Annotated in this window: 15 protein-coding genes and 1 pseudogene; 11 read left to right on the top strand and 5 right to left on the bottom strand. The window is 61.1% G+C overall.

The annotated features are described in order from the left end of the window. Positions 1–110 precede the first annotated feature (110 nt). The 6 genes and pseudogenes from sS8_RS14885 (at position 111) to sS8_RS14865 (ending at position 5,762) form a co-directional block, all read left to right on the top strand. Positions 111–446 (top strand): restriction endonuclease subunit S, encoded by a 336-nt coding sequence (locus sS8_RS14885; protein WP_119630294.1) that lies wholly within the window; start codon positions 111–113, stop codon positions 444–446. Continuing rightward, complete coding sequence (gene darT, locus sS8_RS14880; RefSeq protein WP_197716532.1) at positions 439–861, top strand: type II toxin-antitoxin system toxin DNA ADP-ribosyl transferase DarT; 423 nt, start codon at positions 439–441, stop codon at positions 859–861. The genes sS8_RS14885 and darT overlap by 8 nt, the downstream gene beginning before the upstream one ends. 139 nt (positions 862–1,000) lie before the next feature. After that, positions 1,001–1,537, top strand: a pseudogene (locus sS8_RS14875) (REP-associated tyrosine transposase). A 73-nt stretch (positions 1,538–1,610) separates the two neighbouring features. Beyond that, on the top strand, positions 1,611–1,784 hold the full coding sequence (locus tag sS8_RS28160) for a hypothetical protein (protein WP_170161093.1): 174 nt from the start codon (positions 1,611–1,613) through the stop codon (positions 1,782–1,784). A 6-nt stretch (positions 1,785–1,790) separates the two neighbouring features. Beyond that, a complete protein-coding gene (locus tag sS8_RS14870) occupies positions 1,791–5,054 on the top strand; it encodes a type I restriction endonuclease subunit R (protein ID WP_119630293.1) in 3,264 nt (1,087 codons plus the stop codon). Continuing rightward, on the top strand, positions 5,055–5,762 hold the full coding sequence (locus sS8_RS14865) for a M48 family metallopeptidase (RefSeq protein ID WP_119630292.1): 708 nt from the start codon (positions 5,055–5,057) through the stop codon (positions 5,760–5,762). Positions 5,763–6,596: 834 nt separating this feature from the next. Here the strand turns inward: sS8_RS14865 and sS8_RS14860 are convergent. From sS8_RS14860 to sS8_RS14850, 3 genes are read right to left on the bottom strand one after another with little or no spacing between them, the layout of a single operon-like run. Next, the gene (locus tag sS8_RS14860) at positions 6,597–8,543 is read right to left on the bottom strand and encodes a molybdopterin biosynthesis protein (RefSeq protein WP_119630291.1); all 1,947 of its coding nucleotides are present in this window, start codon (positions 8,541–8,543) and stop codon (positions 6,597–6,599) included. Then, positions 8,533–9,744: a molybdopterin molybdotransferase MoeA gene (locus tag sS8_RS14855; protein WP_119630290.1), complete on the bottom strand. Its 1,212-nt coding sequence runs from the start codon at positions 9,742–9,744 to the stop codon at positions 8,533–8,535. Before sS8_RS14855 ends, sS8_RS14860 begins: the two co-directional genes overlap by 11 nt. 28 nt (positions 9,745–9,772) lie before the next feature. Continuing rightward, a complete protein-coding gene (locus sS8_RS14850) occupies positions 9,773–10,204 on the bottom strand; it encodes a YcgN family cysteine cluster protein (protein WP_119630289.1) in 432 nt (143 codons plus the stop codon). A gap of 419 nt (positions 10,205–10,623) precedes the next feature. Between sS8_RS14850 and sS8_RS14845 the strand changes: the two genes are divergently transcribed. From sS8_RS14845 to sS8_RS14835, 3 genes are all read left to right on the top strand, one after another. Then, positions 10,624–11,538: a D-hexose-6-phosphate mutarotase gene (locus tag sS8_RS14845; RefSeq protein WP_119630288.1), complete on the top strand. Its 915-nt coding sequence runs from the start codon at positions 10,624–10,626 to the stop codon at positions 11,536–11,538. Positions 11,539–11,743: 205 nt separating this feature from the next. After that, positions 11,744–12,493, top strand: a complete 750-nt coding sequence (gene truC / locus sS8_RS14840; protein ID WP_119630287.1) for a tRNA pseudouridine(65) synthase TruC — start codon at positions 11,744–11,746, stop codon at positions 12,491–12,493. A 6-nt stretch (positions 12,494–12,499) separates the two neighbouring features. After that, the gene (locus tag sS8_RS14835) at positions 12,500–13,324 is read left to right on the top strand and encodes an NYN domain-containing protein (protein ID WP_119630286.1); all 825 of its coding nucleotides are present in this window, start codon (positions 12,500–12,502) and stop codon (positions 13,322–13,324) included. Positions 13,325–13,341: 17 nt separating this feature from the next. Here the strand turns inward: sS8_RS14835 and sS8_RS14830 are convergent, their stop codons facing one another. Further along, a complete protein-coding gene (locus tag sS8_RS14830; protein ID WP_145986546.1) occupies positions 13,342–13,587 on the bottom strand; it encodes a hypothetical protein in 246 nt (81 codons plus the stop codon). Positions 13,588–13,826: 239 nt separating this feature from the next. Between sS8_RS14830 and sS8_RS14825 the strand changes: the two genes are divergently transcribed. Both sS8_RS14825 and sS8_RS14820 read left to right on the top strand, forming a co-directional pair. Next, positions 13,827–14,627, top strand: a complete 801-nt coding sequence (locus tag sS8_RS14825) for a motility protein A (protein WP_170161092.1) — start codon at positions 13,827–13,829, stop codon at positions 14,625–14,627. 21 nt (positions 14,628–14,648) lie between these two features. Next, positions 14,649–15,620 carry an OmpA family protein gene (locus sS8_RS14820; RefSeq protein ID WP_119630283.1) on the top strand — a complete coding sequence of 324 codons (972 nt, stop codon included), beginning with the start codon at positions 14,649–14,651 and terminating at the stop codon, positions 15,618–15,620. A 10-nt stretch (positions 15,621–15,630) separates the two neighbouring features. Here the strand turns inward: sS8_RS14820 and sS8_RS14815 are convergent, their stop codons facing one another. Beyond that, positions 15,631–16,860 (bottom strand): CapA family protein, encoded by a 1,230-nt coding sequence (locus sS8_RS14815; RefSeq protein WP_197716531.1) that lies wholly within the window; start codon positions 16,858–16,860, stop codon positions 15,631–15,633. Positions 16,861–16,888 lie beyond the last annotated feature (28 nt).

The following is a 16,888-nucleotide window of genomic DNA, read 5'->3' as shown; positions in this document are numbered from 1 at the left end:
GACACCACCAGGGAACATTGCCGGCTCAATGCAATGCGCGCCTAACCCACCCTACAAAATGAATGCCTTAATCGCTAGAGGTTGCATTGTCGTCCAAGCATCTTTGGACAATGACCTTCGATCCAGAGAAAGCTCTTCCCGAATTGATCTGCTGGCAGCTTAATCACGCTGCTTGGGCAAACGCTTGGTTTAGACGCGCAATGCAGGGTGGGATTATGGACGCTATCCAGTCCAGCACGTTGAAAACCCTTCAACTACCGCTGCCAGGCTTGGATGAACAGGCTCTAATCTTTGATCGATACCAGAAAATTACGGATCGAACTCGAAAGGATTCTGACCAGCTTGATAAGCTGAGGAAACAAAAACTCGGCCTCATGCAAGACCTCCTCATCGGCAAAGTCCCGGTGCAGGTCGATGAGCCGGTCCCGAAGGCTGTGAATGGCTAACCACTACCCCAGCCTGAATCCCGAGAAGGCGCTGATCTGGCGCATTGTCCACAGGAACAACCTGCCATGGATTCTGGATAACGGCCTGCACTGCGCCAACTCGGCCGTGCTGGCGCCCAGTTACGTCAACATTGGCAACCCCGATCTGATCGACAAACGCCGACACCGCGTGGTGCCGATTGCGCCGGGCGGGACGCTGGCCGAATACGTTCCGTTCTACTTCACGCCGTTCTCGGTGATGATGAAGAATATCCACTCGGGCAGGGGTGTGCCGCAGCGCCGGAACGAAGAAATCGTGATTTTGGTGTCCAGCCTATACCGGATTCAGGAACTGGGATTGCCGTTCATTTTCACCAATGCGCACGCCTACCCGGACTGGACCAACTACTACCGTGATATGAGCCAGCTCGCGTAGGGCGCAATAGCGTACTCGCGTATTGCGCCGCATGAGCAACGATCGGACCGTTTATCGCTGGCCATACCACTCGATCCGCCAATGCCTGTATTTTCAAGGTGTATCATTGTTCACTTGTCACCTTGAAACAGGTATTCCAATGCCCGACTATCGGCGTTATCGCGTACCCGGCGGCACCTATTTCTTCACTGTCAATCTGCTCGAACGTTACCCGAACGATTTGCTTGTCCGGCACATCCACCTGCTTTGAACTGTGGTACGGGAGATTCGGACAAAACGGCCATTCCATATCGACGCCTGGGTGGTCTTGCCGGATCACCTGCACGTGGTCTGGACGCTTCCGCCCGACGATGACGATTTCACCAATCGATGGCGGTTGATCAAGCAAGGCTTCTCGAAAGGATTGTCACCGACGGAACGGCGCTCGAAGATACGCCTCGCGCGTGGCGAGCGTGGAATATGGCAACGTCGGTTTTGGGAACACGCGATTCGCGATGAAGAGGATTATGCGGCGCACATGGATTATTGCCATATCAACCCAGTGAAGCATGGCTATGTCCAACGAGTGTCGGAGTGGCCCCATTCGACGTTTCATCGCTATGTCGAAGGTGGTGTTTATCCGCTTAATTGGGCCAACGGGCCGGGTGGCGACTGGACCATGGGCGAGCGGGTTTAACACTCATCCGGCGCAATACGCGAGTACGCTATTGCGCCCTACGTGGGTTTATCGCTGAATCGGAGACCAGGCCATGAAACTCATGTCCACAGTCCCTTCCCCGGAAACCGAGGCCATACTCAAGGCCCTGCGGGAAGCCGTTGCCAAAACCCTGGAACGGAAGCGGCGGCTCGGTCAGTACGCTGTCATTTGGCGGGACGGGCGTCCCGTGTTCATCGGCGACGACGCACCCAAGCCTACGACCTGACCCGCAATGTCCGAATACACCGAAGTCGAACAGCCCTTCCTGCAACAGCTCGAAGCCCTGGGCTGGACCGTCGTCGACCAGGGCGCCGGGCTGCCCCAGGAGGCCGGCCGGAGCCTCCGCGCCAACTTTCGCCAATGGTTGCTCCCGGAAGTATTCGACGCCGCGGTGCGGTCCATCAATCGCACGGACGACGGCCAGGAGTGGCTGATGGATCGGCAATTGGAAGATCTGCGCAGTCAGTTGTTGCGCCAGCCCAACCGGACCTTGTTGGAGGCCAATGAGGCCATTCAGTCACTGCTATTCAAGGCCCAGGCCGACGTCAATGAGTTGACCGGGGAAGCCGACCCGGTGGTGCGGCTGATCGATTTCCGCCATCCCGAAAACAATCGGTTCCATGCCATCAACCAGTTCCGCGTCGATACGCCGGGCTGCGTTAAAACCTTCATCGTTCCGGATATCGTGCTGTTCGTGAACGGTATCCCCCTGGCCGTCGTGGAATGCAAGAAAGGCTCGGAAACCTGCGCGAACCCGATGCAGGAGGCATTCGTCCAGTTGCAGCGCTATATGCGCCGACGCAAGGAGACCGAAGCGGCGGGCCTGAAGGAAGGGGAGCCCCGGTTGTTTCACAGCAACCTGCTCTTGATCCGCACCTGCGGCATCGAGGCCGACTACGGGACCATCACCTCGGGCGAGGAGCATTTCTTCGCATGGAAGACGCTCTACCCTCGGGACGACGCAACACGCGAGGGGATGAACGCCCAGCAGCAGTTGATTGCCGGGATGTTCGCGAAGCCGAATCTGCTGCACATCCTGCGCACCTGCTCGGTATTCATGGATACCGATGGCGGATCGCGGGTGAAGGTGGTGTGCCGCTACCAGCAGTTTCGCGCGGCCAACAAGATCGCGGAGCGTTTGCGGACCGGCCGAACGGCGATGGCGCGCAGCGGCGTGGTATGGCACACCCAAGGCTCGGGCAAATCGCTGACGATGGTGTTCCTGGCCCGGATGCTGCGCGCCAGCCGCGATCTGGCCGATTACAAGATCGTGCTCGTGAATGACCGGCAGGATCTGGAGGAACAGCTCGGGGAAACCGCGACCCTGATCGGCGGCCGGGTTAACGTGATCGAATCCCGGCAGGCCTTGCGCCGGCACCTGGCGACCGACAGCTCCGACATCAACATGGTGATGATCCACAAGTTTCAGGAACACAAGCAGACCCTGACCAACACCGTGGCCGAGGCGCTGGGCACCTATCGGGCGATGCCCTCGGGCAAGACTTTCGGGGTGGTGAACGCCTCGGAGCGGATCATCCTGATGATCGACGAGGCGCACCGCACGCAAAGCGCCGAATTGGGCGACAACCTGTTCGAGGCCTTTCCCAATGCCACGCGCGTGGCCTTTACCGGCACGCCGCTGATTACCGAACGCCACGGCGAGAAGAAAACCCACAAGCGCTTCGGCGAGTACATCGACACCTACCGGCTGATGGACGCGGTGAACGATGGGGCCACCCTGCAAATCCTGTACGAGGGGAAAACCGCGGACAGCGCGCTGAACGAAAAGCACGCCTTCGATCAGGCCTTCGAAGACCTGTTCCGTGATCGCAGCGAAGAGGAATTGCTGGCGATCAAGCGGAAATACGGCGCCACCGGCGATGTTCTGGAAGCCGAAAACCGCATCAATGCCATTGCCGAGGACCTGGTTAGCCACTACGTCGACAATATCCTGCCCAACGGTTTTAAGGCGCAGGTGGTGTGCCATTCCAAGCTGGCCTGCGTGCGCTACCAGGCCGGCATCGAGGCCGCGCTGGCTGAACGCATCAAGCTGGAGGAGGCCGAATCACCGCCCGATGGGGAGCTGATCAAACGCCTGCGTTTCCTGAAGACTGCGGTCGTGGTGTCGTCGGACGGCACCAATGAGCCGGCCTATATCACCCACGTCCGCAAGCAGGCCGCGCGGATGAGCGCTGTCGACGACTTCTGCCGGGGCTTCGATCTTGATGATCCGGATCGGGAATACACCGGCATTGCCTTCCTGATCGTTTGCGACATGCTGCTCACCGGCTTCGATGCCCCCATCGAGCAGGTGATGTACATCGACAAGAAGCTGCGCGAGCACACCTTGCTGCAAGCCATCGGCCGAACCAACCGGGTGAAGAAGGGCAAGCAGCGCGGCTATATCGTGGATTACATCGGGCTGTCCAATCATTTGACGGATGCCCTGAGCCTCTATGCCGCCAGCGATGAACTACAGGAACTCCATGACGGGATGCAAAGCATCGCCTCGGAGCTTCCGGTGCTGGAGGAGCGTTATCAACGCCTGTTGCAGCATCTTGCGGCGCTGGGGGTGAAAGACATCAAGGCCTTCGTGACCGGCGCCTCGAATGATCCGGAGACCGATGCCGCGATCGTGCACGAGGCCGTAAAAGCCTTGAAGGATGAAAGGCAGCGGGCTGACTTCGAGGTCTATCTGAAGAAGTTCCTGCTGAGCCTGGACATCATTCTGCCCCAACCCGAAGCCCATCCTTACCGGGTGTCCGCACGGCGCTTCGGTTACATCCTGCAAGCCACGAAGGAACGCTACAAGGACACGAGCATCGATCTGGGCGGCGCCGGCGAAAAGGTGAAGGCACTGATCAACGAGTATCTGATCAGCCTGGGCATCAACCCCAAGATCGAGCCTACGGAACTCCTGGCCGAGGATTTCCTGGAAAAGCTGGCCTTACACGCGGGCAAGAATAGCGAGGCCAAGGCCAGCGAGATGGAGCACGCGATTCGCAAACATTGCACGGTGCACCACGACGAGGACCCTGCGTTCTACAAGAGCTTGTCGGAAAAGGTCGATGCCCTGATCGAAAAGCATCACGAAGAGTGGGATTTGCTGGCGGAGAAGCTGGCCGAACTTCGTGCTGAGGCCATCGCCGGCCGCCGAACCGGCGCGGACGGTATGAGCCGGGAGGCCACGACCTTCTACGAGCACATCCTTCAGGTTGGCTTCGCCGTCGGTTCCATAAATGATGGGGAGAAAGCCAAATTCAAGGTGCTGATGGAGACGACCGTGGAGGTGCTCCAGGAAACCATCGCCAGCGTCGATTTCTGGCAAAACCCCGATAAGCAAAAGCGCGTTCGGGGGATGATCAAGAACGAGATTGCCAAGTCGGGGATCGAGGAGCTCAAACAGAATCGCGAGCGCGTGACCGTGGAAATCATGAAGTTGGCGAAGAATCGTCATGATGAGTTGATTCGCACGATACGGGCCGGGGCGGCATAAATGCGGATCCGCCGGGTTCGCGACATCGATTATCAACTGCTGCCGGGCACGGAACGGCGGACCACCGATATCGTGATCGAACGCAATGGCGTGATCACGGTACGTCCGCCACTCCGCATGACGCCCGAGCAGGTGGACGAGACCGTGTTCAGCAAGCGGCTGTGGATTTACCGCAGCCTGGCCGAGTGGCGCGACCTCAACGCCGCGCGAATCACCCGGGAGTGGGTGAATGGCGAATCCTTTCCATACCTGGGCAGCAACTATCGCCTTCAGCTTGTGCGCGAACAGGATGAGCCGCTCAAGCTCAAGGATGGCCGATTCTGCTTGCTGCGCTCAGTCTTGGAGGCTGGGGGCAAAGCGGCCGCGCAACAGGTCTTTCAGGTGTTTTACGAGGAAAAAGGCCTTCCTCGCATCGAGAAGCGGGTAGCCTATTTCGCGAATAGGGTCGGTGTCTCGCCGGGGGCAGTCCAGGTCAGGGATCTTGGATATCGGTGGGCCTCCTGCCTGAAAAATGGCAGTCTTCATTTTCACTGGAAATGCTTGATGGCTCCGCTGACCATTATCGACTATATCGTGGTCTACGAGCTATGCCACCTGCATCACCGGGACCACTCGGATGCATTCTGGAATGAAGTCGATAAAGTCCTGCCGGACTACCGTGACCGTAAAGAGTGGCTGCGAACTCATGGCGCTGAGCTGGATCTTTAGACTCGTTCGCCGGAAACAGCATTCCATCTGCCAGGCTGGAGCATTTTCATATCTACCGTACGTCCCTCCACGTAGGTTAGCAAACCTATGCTGATGCCACCGCCGGGCCAAAGGGATTCGTCGGCAAAGGATTGCCGACCTACGACTGAGCACCCTGTAGGTCGGGAATCCTTTCCCGACGTCACGGCTCGGCCAACGGATGCGTCGGCAAAGGATTGCCGACCTACGACCGCGCACCTGTAGGTCGGGAATCCTTTCCCGACGTCACGGCTCGGCCAACGGATGCGTCGGCAAGGGATTGCCGACCTACGACCGTGCACCTGTAGGTCGGGAATCCTTTCCCGACATTCGCTAGATTTTTTTGTCGTACGAGCGAAGCCGTAGGATGTGGTGACCGTAGGGAACCGCATCGGTCGCGATTGATGCGGTTTACTTCGTTCAGCGCACCTTACGAGCCGTTCCCGGAGGATCGGGGTCGGCACACCGGAGTCCCGGATTCGCACCGGGGAACGACTCGGGAAACAAGCAAATATGCGAGGCGGGATAAGGCGATAGCCGCCGGTTCACGGACTGTTGTACAGCACTTCGCCCAGCACTCCGATATCGTAGCCGCCCGGCCTGCGGGCCTTTTCCGCGAATTCCGGGCCAGCAGGTCGTGAATCTTGCGCTCTTTAAGACGGAGATAACGAGCCACTTCGGGAACCGTCATCATTTCCCGCGTATCCGATCGTCTGATGGCACGATCGGGGCTCAAAACGTTTTTGAACGTGAAAGATAAGGCAATTCAGGGCTATACACGCGTAAACGGGGTGGAATGTACCCCAAGATATTGGGTTATGTATGAAACCCCATATCGCCCAGTGCCTGCCGTACCCTTTCATCGGCGAGCAGTTCCCGAAACCGGCGTACGCCGGGCCTTTCCAGGCGGCTTTTCGGCACCAGGAAATCGTAATGCCCGTCCTGGACGGGGATGAACCCTAGACCGTACTGGGCGGCGACCGTTTCGATAGCGACGCCCCAGTCGGCGCGGCCCTGCGCCACGGCGGCGGCCACGGCGTTGTGGGATTTGGGCTGCACCGCGTAGCCCGGCGGTTTCTCGCCTCCCAGCAATCTGTCGATCAGAATGCGGGTGCCGCTGCCGCTATTGCGGTTGATCATGAGACAGCCCGCATCCGCGCGCGCCGTGGCGAGCGCCGCTTCCAGCGTTTTTCCCTCAAACCGGGCGTCGTTCTTGCGGAACACGATGCCCTGCATGCGGCGGTAGCCGGGGACCAGTTCGAGTTCCGGCGTCAGCAGATGGCGGTTGTATTCACCGGTCGCGGGGTCCATGAGATGCACCCCGGCGATGTCGCATTCACCCCGCTTGACCGCCGCCGCGCCGCCCATGCTGCCGACATAAAGGGCTTTGACGCTCAAGGCCTGCTGCTGCAATAGCGTCAACAGATAATCCAGCCCCGCGCACTGGCTGCCCATAAACACCAGTTCGGCGGGCTCCAAAGCCTGGCCGAGCAGCTGCACCGATACCGCACTGCCGGCCGGAACCTGTTCGGTGCGTTGATCGATGGCGATGAAGCCGTCGGCGAAGTTGAAGGCGGTCACCGCGCCCGAGCCTTTTCCCATCGGGTAGGCCGCGAGTCCCTCGTCGGTCGGCATCAGGCTGACCAGCAGGTATTCGGTGCGGCCCCGCTCGGAAGCCACCCGTACCGGCAGCGTCGCATCCACCGTTCGTGTGCGCGCGCTCGACAGTCCCGCCATGCGCCTCAGTACCGGCGCAACAAATTCATGAAAATTGAAGATGGCCGAGGTGGGAAAACCGGGCAGAACCACCACCGGCTTGCCGTCGGTAACGGCCAGGCAAATCGGTTTGCCGGGTTTGAGCGCGACGCCGTGCGCCACCACGCCGGGATTCTGCAAGGCGCTGACGGCGCGGTAGGACAGATCGCCCGCGCCTTTCGAGGTGCCGCCGGACAGCAGCACCATGTCGCATGCCAGGGCTTGCTCCAATGCGCCGGCCAGCGCGGTTTCGTCATCCGGCACCACGCCCAGGCCGACCGGTTCGCCGCCCAGTTCGCGCACCGCCGCCGCGAGTATGGTGCCGTTGGAATCGTAGACTTTGCCGGGGCGGAGCGGTTCGCCGGGTGGAACGATTTCGTTGCCGGTGGAGATGACGGCGACGCGCGGACGGCGGTAAACCTCGACCCGGTCCAGGCCGATGGCAGCCAACACCCCGAGTTCCCGTGACGTGAGCCATTGCCCCGCGCGCATCACGGTTTCACCCTTGGCGATGTCGGTTCCGGCGAACGCGATGAACTGGCCGGGCAGGGCGGGTTTGCGGATTTCGACGCGGAGCGGCTGGCGGTCTTCCAGCAGATCGGTGTGCTCGATCATCACGACCGCATCGGCGCCGCGGGGCAGCATGCCGCCGGTGGCGATGGCGGTGGCGCTGCCGGCGGCAACCGCGAGTCCGGGTTCGACACCGGGCGCGAGCACTTCCGGATTCAACGACAACACGGCCGGCGTTTCGTCGCTGGCGCCGTAAGTATCCCCTGACTGGACCGCAAAGCCGTCGACGCTGGCCCGGTCGAAACCCGGCGCGTCAACCGGAGCCTTTACCGTGCGTGCCAGCACTCGGCCCAGGGCATCGCCGAGCGGAACGGTCTCGCAGCCGGACGGCTCCAGCCGGAGATGAGCATGAAACCGGGCCGCCGCTTCGGTTCGGTCTATGACGTCCAGGAATTGTTCCTGGCGGGCGGCGCGCCGCAGGTCGTCGTTATTGGACATGGTTCGATTCCGAATCCAGGAAGTTATAAAGGCATAGGGTGACTTCGGCGCCGGCGGGGTAACCTTCGGAGTCCTCGGGCACCAGCAGAAATCCGTCGGCAGCGGCGAGGGCGGAGAGGCGGGTATTGCCGCCGGTGGCGACCGGTTCGGCGCCGTTCGGCGTCAGACGCACCCGGCAATAATCGACGCTGCCGAGTTCCGAGCTGATTTTTTTCGTGAGTGCGGCACGGCGTACCGGATACGGCCAGGCCGTGCTTCGCCCGCCCATGCGCCGGATGGCCCGGCCCGCCAAGAGATCGTAAGCGCACAGGCAGGCGACTGGATTGCCCGGCAGGAGAAAGACCGGGGTGTTTCCGACGGCCCCGATCCCGGTCGAGCGGCCCGGTTCCAGGGCGATGCCGTGCCAGGCCAGCTCTCCTGCGGTTTCCAGCGCTTCGGCGGCGCGGTCGTTCCAGCCTTCGCCGCTGCTGCCCACGATCAGCATCGCGTCGATGTTTTCCGGACGCAGCGCTTCCGCAATCGCATCGTCGGCCAGGTGCAGGCACGCCTCGACCTCGCCCCCGTCGCGCGCCACCAGGGCTTTCAGCATCGGCGAAGCGGCCTCGAAATGCTGATGGGCACGCCGTTCCTGTCCCGGAATGGCCAAATCGTCGCCGCTGATCACGAGCCTTATCCGGGGCCGTCTGACGACGGGAATCCGGTCCATGCCGCAGGCGGCCAGCAGGGCCAGATCCTGGGGCCGTAACAGCCGGCCTTGCGGCAGCAGCGGACTGCCGCGTGCGAGATCCTTGCCGCGCCGGACGACGTTCTCGCCCGGCGGAACCGCGGTCGCGATATTCACGAAACGCCCGGCTTCCTCGCCCAGCGAGGCCGCAACCATCGTGTCCGCGCCTTCCGGAATCGGCGCGCCGGCCGCGACTCGCGTGGTGGTTCCGGGGGGCAGGGCGGGTGCCGCGTCGAGCCGTTGTAGCACGGCCGGACTATAGGCTCCCGCCCCGACGGTTTCCACCCCGCGTACGGCATAGCCATCGACGGCGGCGCGGTCGAAAGACGGCAGGTCGACGGGCGACGGGATGGTTTCGGCGAGCACGCGCCCGCAGGCTTCGGACACGGCAACCGGTTCCGAAGGCAATGCCGAAACCCGACGGTCCAGCCAGTTCAGCACCTCGTCGACCGATTCGTAGCGGGTGAAGGTTTTCATGGGTAGCGCGCGGATAAGGAATCCGGGATCAATCCATCCATTCGATCACGTGATCTTCCACGTATTCCGCGTCGGTTTCCGGAATCGCGAAACGGCGCACGGAAATGCCGGCATCGTGCACGGCATCGGGATCGCCGCAAACCAGATGATGCCAGGCGGGCAGGTCCAGGCCTTGCGCCAGCAGACGGTAAGCGCAGGTGGACGGAAGCCAATGGTATTGGGTGAAACCGGCGCGCAGGTCCAGGCATTCCGGAACCCGGGACGTGCGCTCTTTATAATGGGTGCAACGGCAGGCCCCGATATCGAGCAGCCGGCATGCCACGCTGGTGAAGAACAGTTCGCCGGTGTCTTCGTCCTCGATCTTGTGCAGACAGCATTTTCCGCAGCCGTCGCACAGAGACTCCCATTCCTGCTCGGACATTTGGTCCAGTGATTTTTCGCGCCAGAAGGGAGTTTTCATGAGTTCGAAGAAACGGCTGGTGAATTCGGAAGGCTCATTTTAGCCGCAAATTCATCCGGTGAGCGTTGTAGGATGGGCAAAGCGTAGCGTGCCCATCGAGCTTAAAAGATGGGCACGGTCTGTCGGCCTTTGCCCATCCTGCATTTCTCATTTTACCGGTGAGTTCGGAAACGAACGCTTCGGAGGAGAGGAGCGTATCACTTATGTTGCAATAACGATGCGCATTTGCAATAAAGTGCGACCCCCCGCGCTCCGGCGACGGGAACCCGAACTCGGTGATGGCGCCCGAAGCGTTGGCGACCGCCCTATCGCCCGCGGCATGCGGGCGGTCGGGTCTCAGCCGCGATCCGATTTGCCGGGAGGGAGTCTTGTCTAAAAGCAAAGCCCGTGTTTCAACCCCAACCCTGACAGGAGGATTTATGGACCCGAACGACATTTCCCGCTTAAACCGGCGCTTCGGCATCGCCGGCGAGGTGGTCTTCAGGGAAGGTCCGAACGGGCAGGGTGTGGTGGAGATCAGTAATGCCCGGGCCATGGCGGCGATCGCCTTGCAAGGGGCTCATCTGATGAACTGGGCGCCGCATCGGGAGGAGCCGGTCGTTTGGTTATCGCCGAAAGCGAAGTTCGGTCCGGGCAAGGCAATACGCGGGGGCGTACCGGTGTGCTGGCCGTGGTTCGGGCCCCATGCGGGCGAAGCCTCTTTTCCCGCGCACGGTTTCGCGCGCACCCAGCCGTGGGAAGTGATCGACGTGCAGGCGCTGGAGGACGGTTCGAACCGTTTGGGCTTTCGCCTCATCCGGAGCGAGGAAACCTACGCGTTATGGCCGCATTCGACGCCGCTGGAGCTGTACATGATCATAGGCGCGGCGCTGGAAATGGAGCTGGTGACGCATAACGACGGGCCGGCGCCGGTCATCCTGGGGGAAGCCCTGCATGCCTATTTTCAAGTCAGCGATATCGGACGGATCGCGATTCAGGGCTTCGATGGCTGTCCCTATATCGACCGAATGGATCACGGCCGACGCAAACAGCAGAAGGGACCGGTGATCTTCGACCGGGAGACCGACCGGATTTATCTCGAATCCACCGCCGATTGCGTGATCGTCGATCCGGGTTTGCAGCGGCGCATCCGCATCGCCAAGCGGGGCAGCCGCTCCACCGTGGTATGGAATCCGTGGGCGGCGAAAGCCGAGGCGCTGGGCGATTTCGAGCGGGACGGCTATCTCGGCATGGTGTGCGTGGAGAGCGCCAATGCCGCGGACGATAGGGTGACGATCGCGCCGGGCGGGACCCACCGTCTGTGGGTGCGTTATACGGTAGAACCGTGGGACTGAGCGCTCGGGCTTTGAATTTCTGTGCGTAAAGAAAGTAAAGTCCTATTCGAATCACCCTCACCCCAACCCAATCACTCCGCACATTCCCTGTGCGGAGCCGCAAGCGGCGCTCACGCGTGCAAATCGGCAGTCCTACCGATTTGTCCCAGAGGGAGAGGGAGCTCTTGTGGCTTTACTTTCTTGACCATTAGTAACCGACCGAAGCATGGAATTACTCTATCAAGACGACTTCATCGTGGCGGTGAACAAGCCTGCCGGCCTGCTCGTCCACCGCAGCGCGATCGATCGCCACGAAACCCGCTATGCCATGCAGATCGTTCGCGACCGGCTTGGGCGCCGGGTGTATCCGGTCCATCGCCTGGACAAGCCGACCTCGGGCGTATTGGTGTTCGCGCTCGATGCGGACACCGCGCGGCGGATGACGGAGCTGTTCTCCCAAAGCGCCGTCGAGAAGACCTATCTCGCGGTGGTCCGCGGCTATACTGCGGAAACCGGAACCATCGATTATGCGCTGGCGGAACAATCCGACCGTATGACCGACGCCAAAGCCTTGCGCGACAAACCGGCCCAGCCTGCGGTAACGGGCTACCGGCGGCTGGGAGCCGCGGAACTGCCGTTCGCGGTGGGACGTTATCCGACCGCTCGCTATTCGCTGTTGCGGGTTTTCCCCAAGACCGGGCGGAAACACCAGATCCGGCGCCACATGAAGCATATTTTTCATCCGGTGGTGGGCGATACCAGTCATGGCGACGGGCGCCACAACGAATTTTTCAGGGTCCATTTCGCCTGCTTCCGCCTGCTGCTCTGCGCAACCGATCTCGCCTTCACCCATCCCGCAACGGGCGAGAAGCTGCATCTGGAAGCCACCCCGGATGATTCTTTTCGGCGTATCGTCGACAATTTGGGCTGGGCCGGGCTTTTGAACAAGGTCCCGGAATTCGTGGGTATCAGATAAACCACTATGATCCATACACCTAAGACTCATATCATGGCCTTGTTCTGCGATTTCGAGAACATCGCCCTTGGCGTGCGCGATGCCAAATATGCCGCTTTCGATGTCCAGAAAGTGCTGGAACGACTGCTGCTCAAAGGCAATATCGTGGTCAAGAAAGCCTATTGCGACTGGGACCGCTACAAGGAGTTCAAGGGCGGCATGCACGAAGCGGCCTTCGAGCTGATCGAAATTCCGCACGTGCGCCAATCGGGCAAGAATTCCGCCGATATCCGCATGGTCGTCGATGCGCTCGACCTTTGCTACACCAAGTCGCACGTCGACACCTTCGTGATCATCAGCGGCGACTCGGATTTTTCGCCCCTGGTCAGCAAACTGCGGGAGAACAACAAGCTCGTCATCGGCGTCGGCGTGAAAAAGTCCACTTCCGATCTGCTGATCGCCAATTGCGACGAATTCATTTTTTACGACGATCTGGTGCGCGAGGCCGCGAAGCCGAGGCCCAAGGCCAGGCGCGCGCCGGCCAAGGCGGCGCGCCAGGCGGACGCGGAAGGCGAAAAGAAGGCCGAGGAAGACAAGAAACAGCAAGCGCTGGATTGGGTGCTGGAGACGGTCGAGGATCTGCTGGAAGAGCGCGGGGAGGAAGAGAAGGTGTGGGGGTCCATGGTCAAGCAGGCGCTGAAGCGGCGCAAGCCCGGTTTCAACGAGAGCTATCACGGTTTCCGCACATTCGGGAAACTGCTGGAGGAGGCTCGGGAGCGCAAGCTCTTGAAACTGGAATACGACGAGAAATCCGGCGGTTACATCATCGAGGGTTTGGCTCGGGAAGACTAGAAGACCGCGGCCGGCCTTCACCACGGCTTGCCGAAATACACGGGTCCTCGGAAGCCGCGTTTTCGGTATTCGCGTTCGATTTCTCTTTTCAGTACCGTCGGCACTTCCTTAAGGTTCAACGCGGTCAACTGGTATTCCAGATAGAAAAACGCCGCGCGCGGATCGCCCAGCGTCAGGTAATCGATATAAATCTTGGCGATCGCCGACCACCGTTTCGGGTCCGGAAACGGGATGATTTGAGCGCTTGATCCGACTGTTTCCATTTTTTTACCACCTCGTACGATTTCGACTTTGACGGCCGGCGCTTCGTTCAGTAAGAAACGTCGGTTTCCGGCTACGAATAAATACGGTCGGCGACCCCGGCGCGCTGCTTCCGGCATGCGTCAAATATTCGACGCACGTTTGGCGGAGTTTTTTTAAGTCTTTGATTAAGAAAGGTGAGAAGGCGGGAATGGAATCTGCATGGCCGCTTCCGATACAAGCAAGATCGAGCGGAAGCGTCATGAAGGCCGTCATGGTAAAAGCACTGATCGGGTTCGGGCTGTTCGCCCTGTTCATTCTTCTCCTGTGGGCCGATCCCTCGGGCCGGTATTTCAATCTCTCGGGTCTTTTCCTGGTGGTGGCCGGAACCTTCGCCGCCACCGTGCTTGCCCATTCGTTTCGCGGCGTGAGCGATTTGTTGCGCCGGCTGCGGAGCAAGCTCGGAAGCAAGGCCTCGATGGAGAGCGAGGATCTGGAGGTGTTCTTGCGCGTGGTGGAAGCCCATCGCCGCGGCAGCGTGCGCAGCGCCGAGCTGGCGGTCCGGCGGCTCACGGAATCCGTGCTCAGAACCGGCGCGGAGCTGGTGATCGGCCGCACGCCGCAGGCCGACCTGACCCGCATGCTGCAATGGAAAATCGGGGCGCAGCGCGAGCGCGATCGCGCCGAAATCCAGATCGTCCGCACCATGGGGACCTTTGCGCCCGCTTTCGGCATGCTGGGAACGCTGCTGGGCCTGATCGGGATGATGTACGGCCTGGACGCCAACCGCATGGAACAGATCGGGGAGTCCATGGGCTTCGCCATGCTGACCACGGTCTACGGGCTGGTGCTGGCCAACCTGGTGTTGAAGCCTTTGGCGACGCGCCTGGAACGACGGGCCAACGAGAACCTGGCTTGGGCCTACGTGCAGATGGAGTCGGTGCTCATGCTGCATGACCGGTGCCATGCGGCGATGTTCCGGAATTACTGGCAGGCTTTCTTCGACCGCCCGGGGGCGGGCGAGTCGGTCGATTCGCTTCCGCTCGGCGTGGCCGAGTCCTAGTCCTAGTGGTGAGTATTCGCAATGGCATCGAATGACGCATCGGCGACGACTGCTTCCCGCTGTCCGGGCACTCGGCGGGAAACCGCAACCGACCCCTGGGGTACGGCGGCGGCCGAACGGCCGTCCGAGCAAAGCGGCTGGCTGTTGAGCTATCTCGACGTGATGACCTTGCTGTTTTCGTTTTTCGTCGTGCTGTTCGCTTACCAGAAAGCGCTGACGGCGGAGTCGAAAACGGCGCGGGCGGAAACCGCGGAGAAATCCGAAACGATCGCGGCTCCGATGCCGGTAACGGTAACACCCGCCGTCATCGCGGTCTCGAAGACGATCACGGCAAATCGGGACTCGGCTGCTTCATCGATCGAAAAGTCCACGGACGAGAGCCGGCCGGCGAAGACCGGGATCAAGCTTTACCCGGCTTACCCCATGCAGACCCGGGTCGTTTCCTCCGAGACGGAGGATAAGGCCGAGCGATCCGGCGAGCCGCACCCGGCGGTTCCTGAAAACAGTTGGATCGCCGATATCGGGGATAGCGCGGCGAACGCGGCGGCGTTGCTGGGCAAAGCGTTCTCGGATGCGGATTTGAGCGGTTCCGTCGAGATCTCGGCGACCGGCGGAGAAGTCCGCCTGGAAATCAACGACACGATTTTGTTCGATCCGGCCAGGACCGAATTGAAACCCGAAGGGGCGGAGGTGCTCGATCGCCTGGCCGACGCGCTCGGCGCTCGAGACGGGACGATCGCAGTCGAAGGGCATACCGACGATCGTCCCATTGCTACTGCCCGGTATCGGTCCAACTGGGAGCTGTCAACGGCCCGGGCCAGCACCGTCACCCGTTATCTGATCGCGCACGGTGTCGCGCCGGAGCGCTTGCGCGCGGTCGGGCTGGCCGATACCCAGCCGCGCGAAACGAACCATACGCCTGAGGGCAGGGCAAGGAACCGGCGCGTGTCCGTCGTGATCTTCCTGCCGCGGGAAAACGGTTTGAGAACCTGAGCGCAGCGATTTAGCGCCAGCGCAACACCAGACGCCGGTCATCGAGCGCTTCGACGGCCCCGCCGAATTTGCCGGATTCCCGCTCCAGCCGCTCCCGCATCCAGCGGAAATCCTTCTCGGATGGCCGGTCCAAGCGAAACCGCCGCATGTGCAGCGGGATCATTTCGAGGCCAGACAGTGTCCCGTCGGCCGGATTCATAGTCGCGAAATACATCAGCACCAGATCGCCCCGATACGATTCGTAGCCTTCGATGCCTTCGTAATCGTTGATGAAATCGCCGCAGCCGTAGAGGATGAGTTTGCCGCGGTAAACCTCGGCGGCCTTGGGATGATGGGAGGAATGGCCATGCACGATGTCGACGCCGGCTTCGTCGATCAAGGCATGGGCAAAGCGTCGCTGCTGGTCCGGAATCGCATAGCCCCAATTGCCGCCCCAGTGTATCGACGCCACGACGATATCCCGCGCCTGCTTGATGCGCCTTAACCGATTCCGGAGCCGGTGACAGGTTTCGGACGACAGGTCCGGCAGCCGGTTGACGCCGGGCTTGTCGTCCGCCGCCGCCCATTCGGTCGGAATTCCGCTGGAATCGCAGCCGAAGCCGAAAACCAGGACACGTCCCTTGCCGGCCAGGTTCATAACCGCCGGAGCCTCCGCTTCTCGGCTGTTTCGGCCGGCGCCCGCGGTTTTCAGCGAGGCTTGTTGCAAGACTTCCAAAGTCTCGGCCAGCCCCTTGTAACCCCAGTCGATCACATGATTGTTGGCGAGTACGCAGCAATCGATCCGGGCGGCGGTGAGACAGGGGCTGTTGGCGGGATGCATCCGGTAGTTGATGCCTTTGTCCGGCCAGTAATCGTCGCTCGTGGTGATCGCCGTTTCGAGATTGACGATGCGGACATCGGGTCCCGTGCGATCGAGTTCGGCGAGGGCCTCGCCCCAGATGTAGGAAAAATCCGCCGGCTGCGCAATGGGGCCGTTGAGCCGTTCCGCCAGTTTGATGTAAATCTTCGCGTTCCGGACATAGGGCTCGTAGAGGTGGGGAGCGCTCGGCTTCGGCAAGATCTGGTCGATGCCCCGGCCGGTCATGACGTCGCCGCATAAAAACAGTGTGATTCTACGGGGAGCCTGTTCCATGGGGGAAACCTCTTTGTCGTGGATTTGTCGAAACGGGGCGCCGGCGGCGAGCAGGCCGAGCCCGGCGCTGCCGAAGCACTGGAGGAGCTTGCGGCGACTCGGGTTCATGGATCGTCCCGTTTTCCGAAGGCATGAT

This window comes from Methylocaldum marinum, assembly GCF_003584645.1.
In the GTDB taxonomy this organism is placed as follows: domain Bacteria; phylum Pseudomonadota; class Gammaproteobacteria; order Methylococcales; family Methylococcaceae; genus Methylocaldum; species Methylocaldum marinum.
The sequence above is the reverse complement of the archived record's forward strand: the minus strand, read 5'-3'. Positions and strand labels throughout refer to the sequence as shown.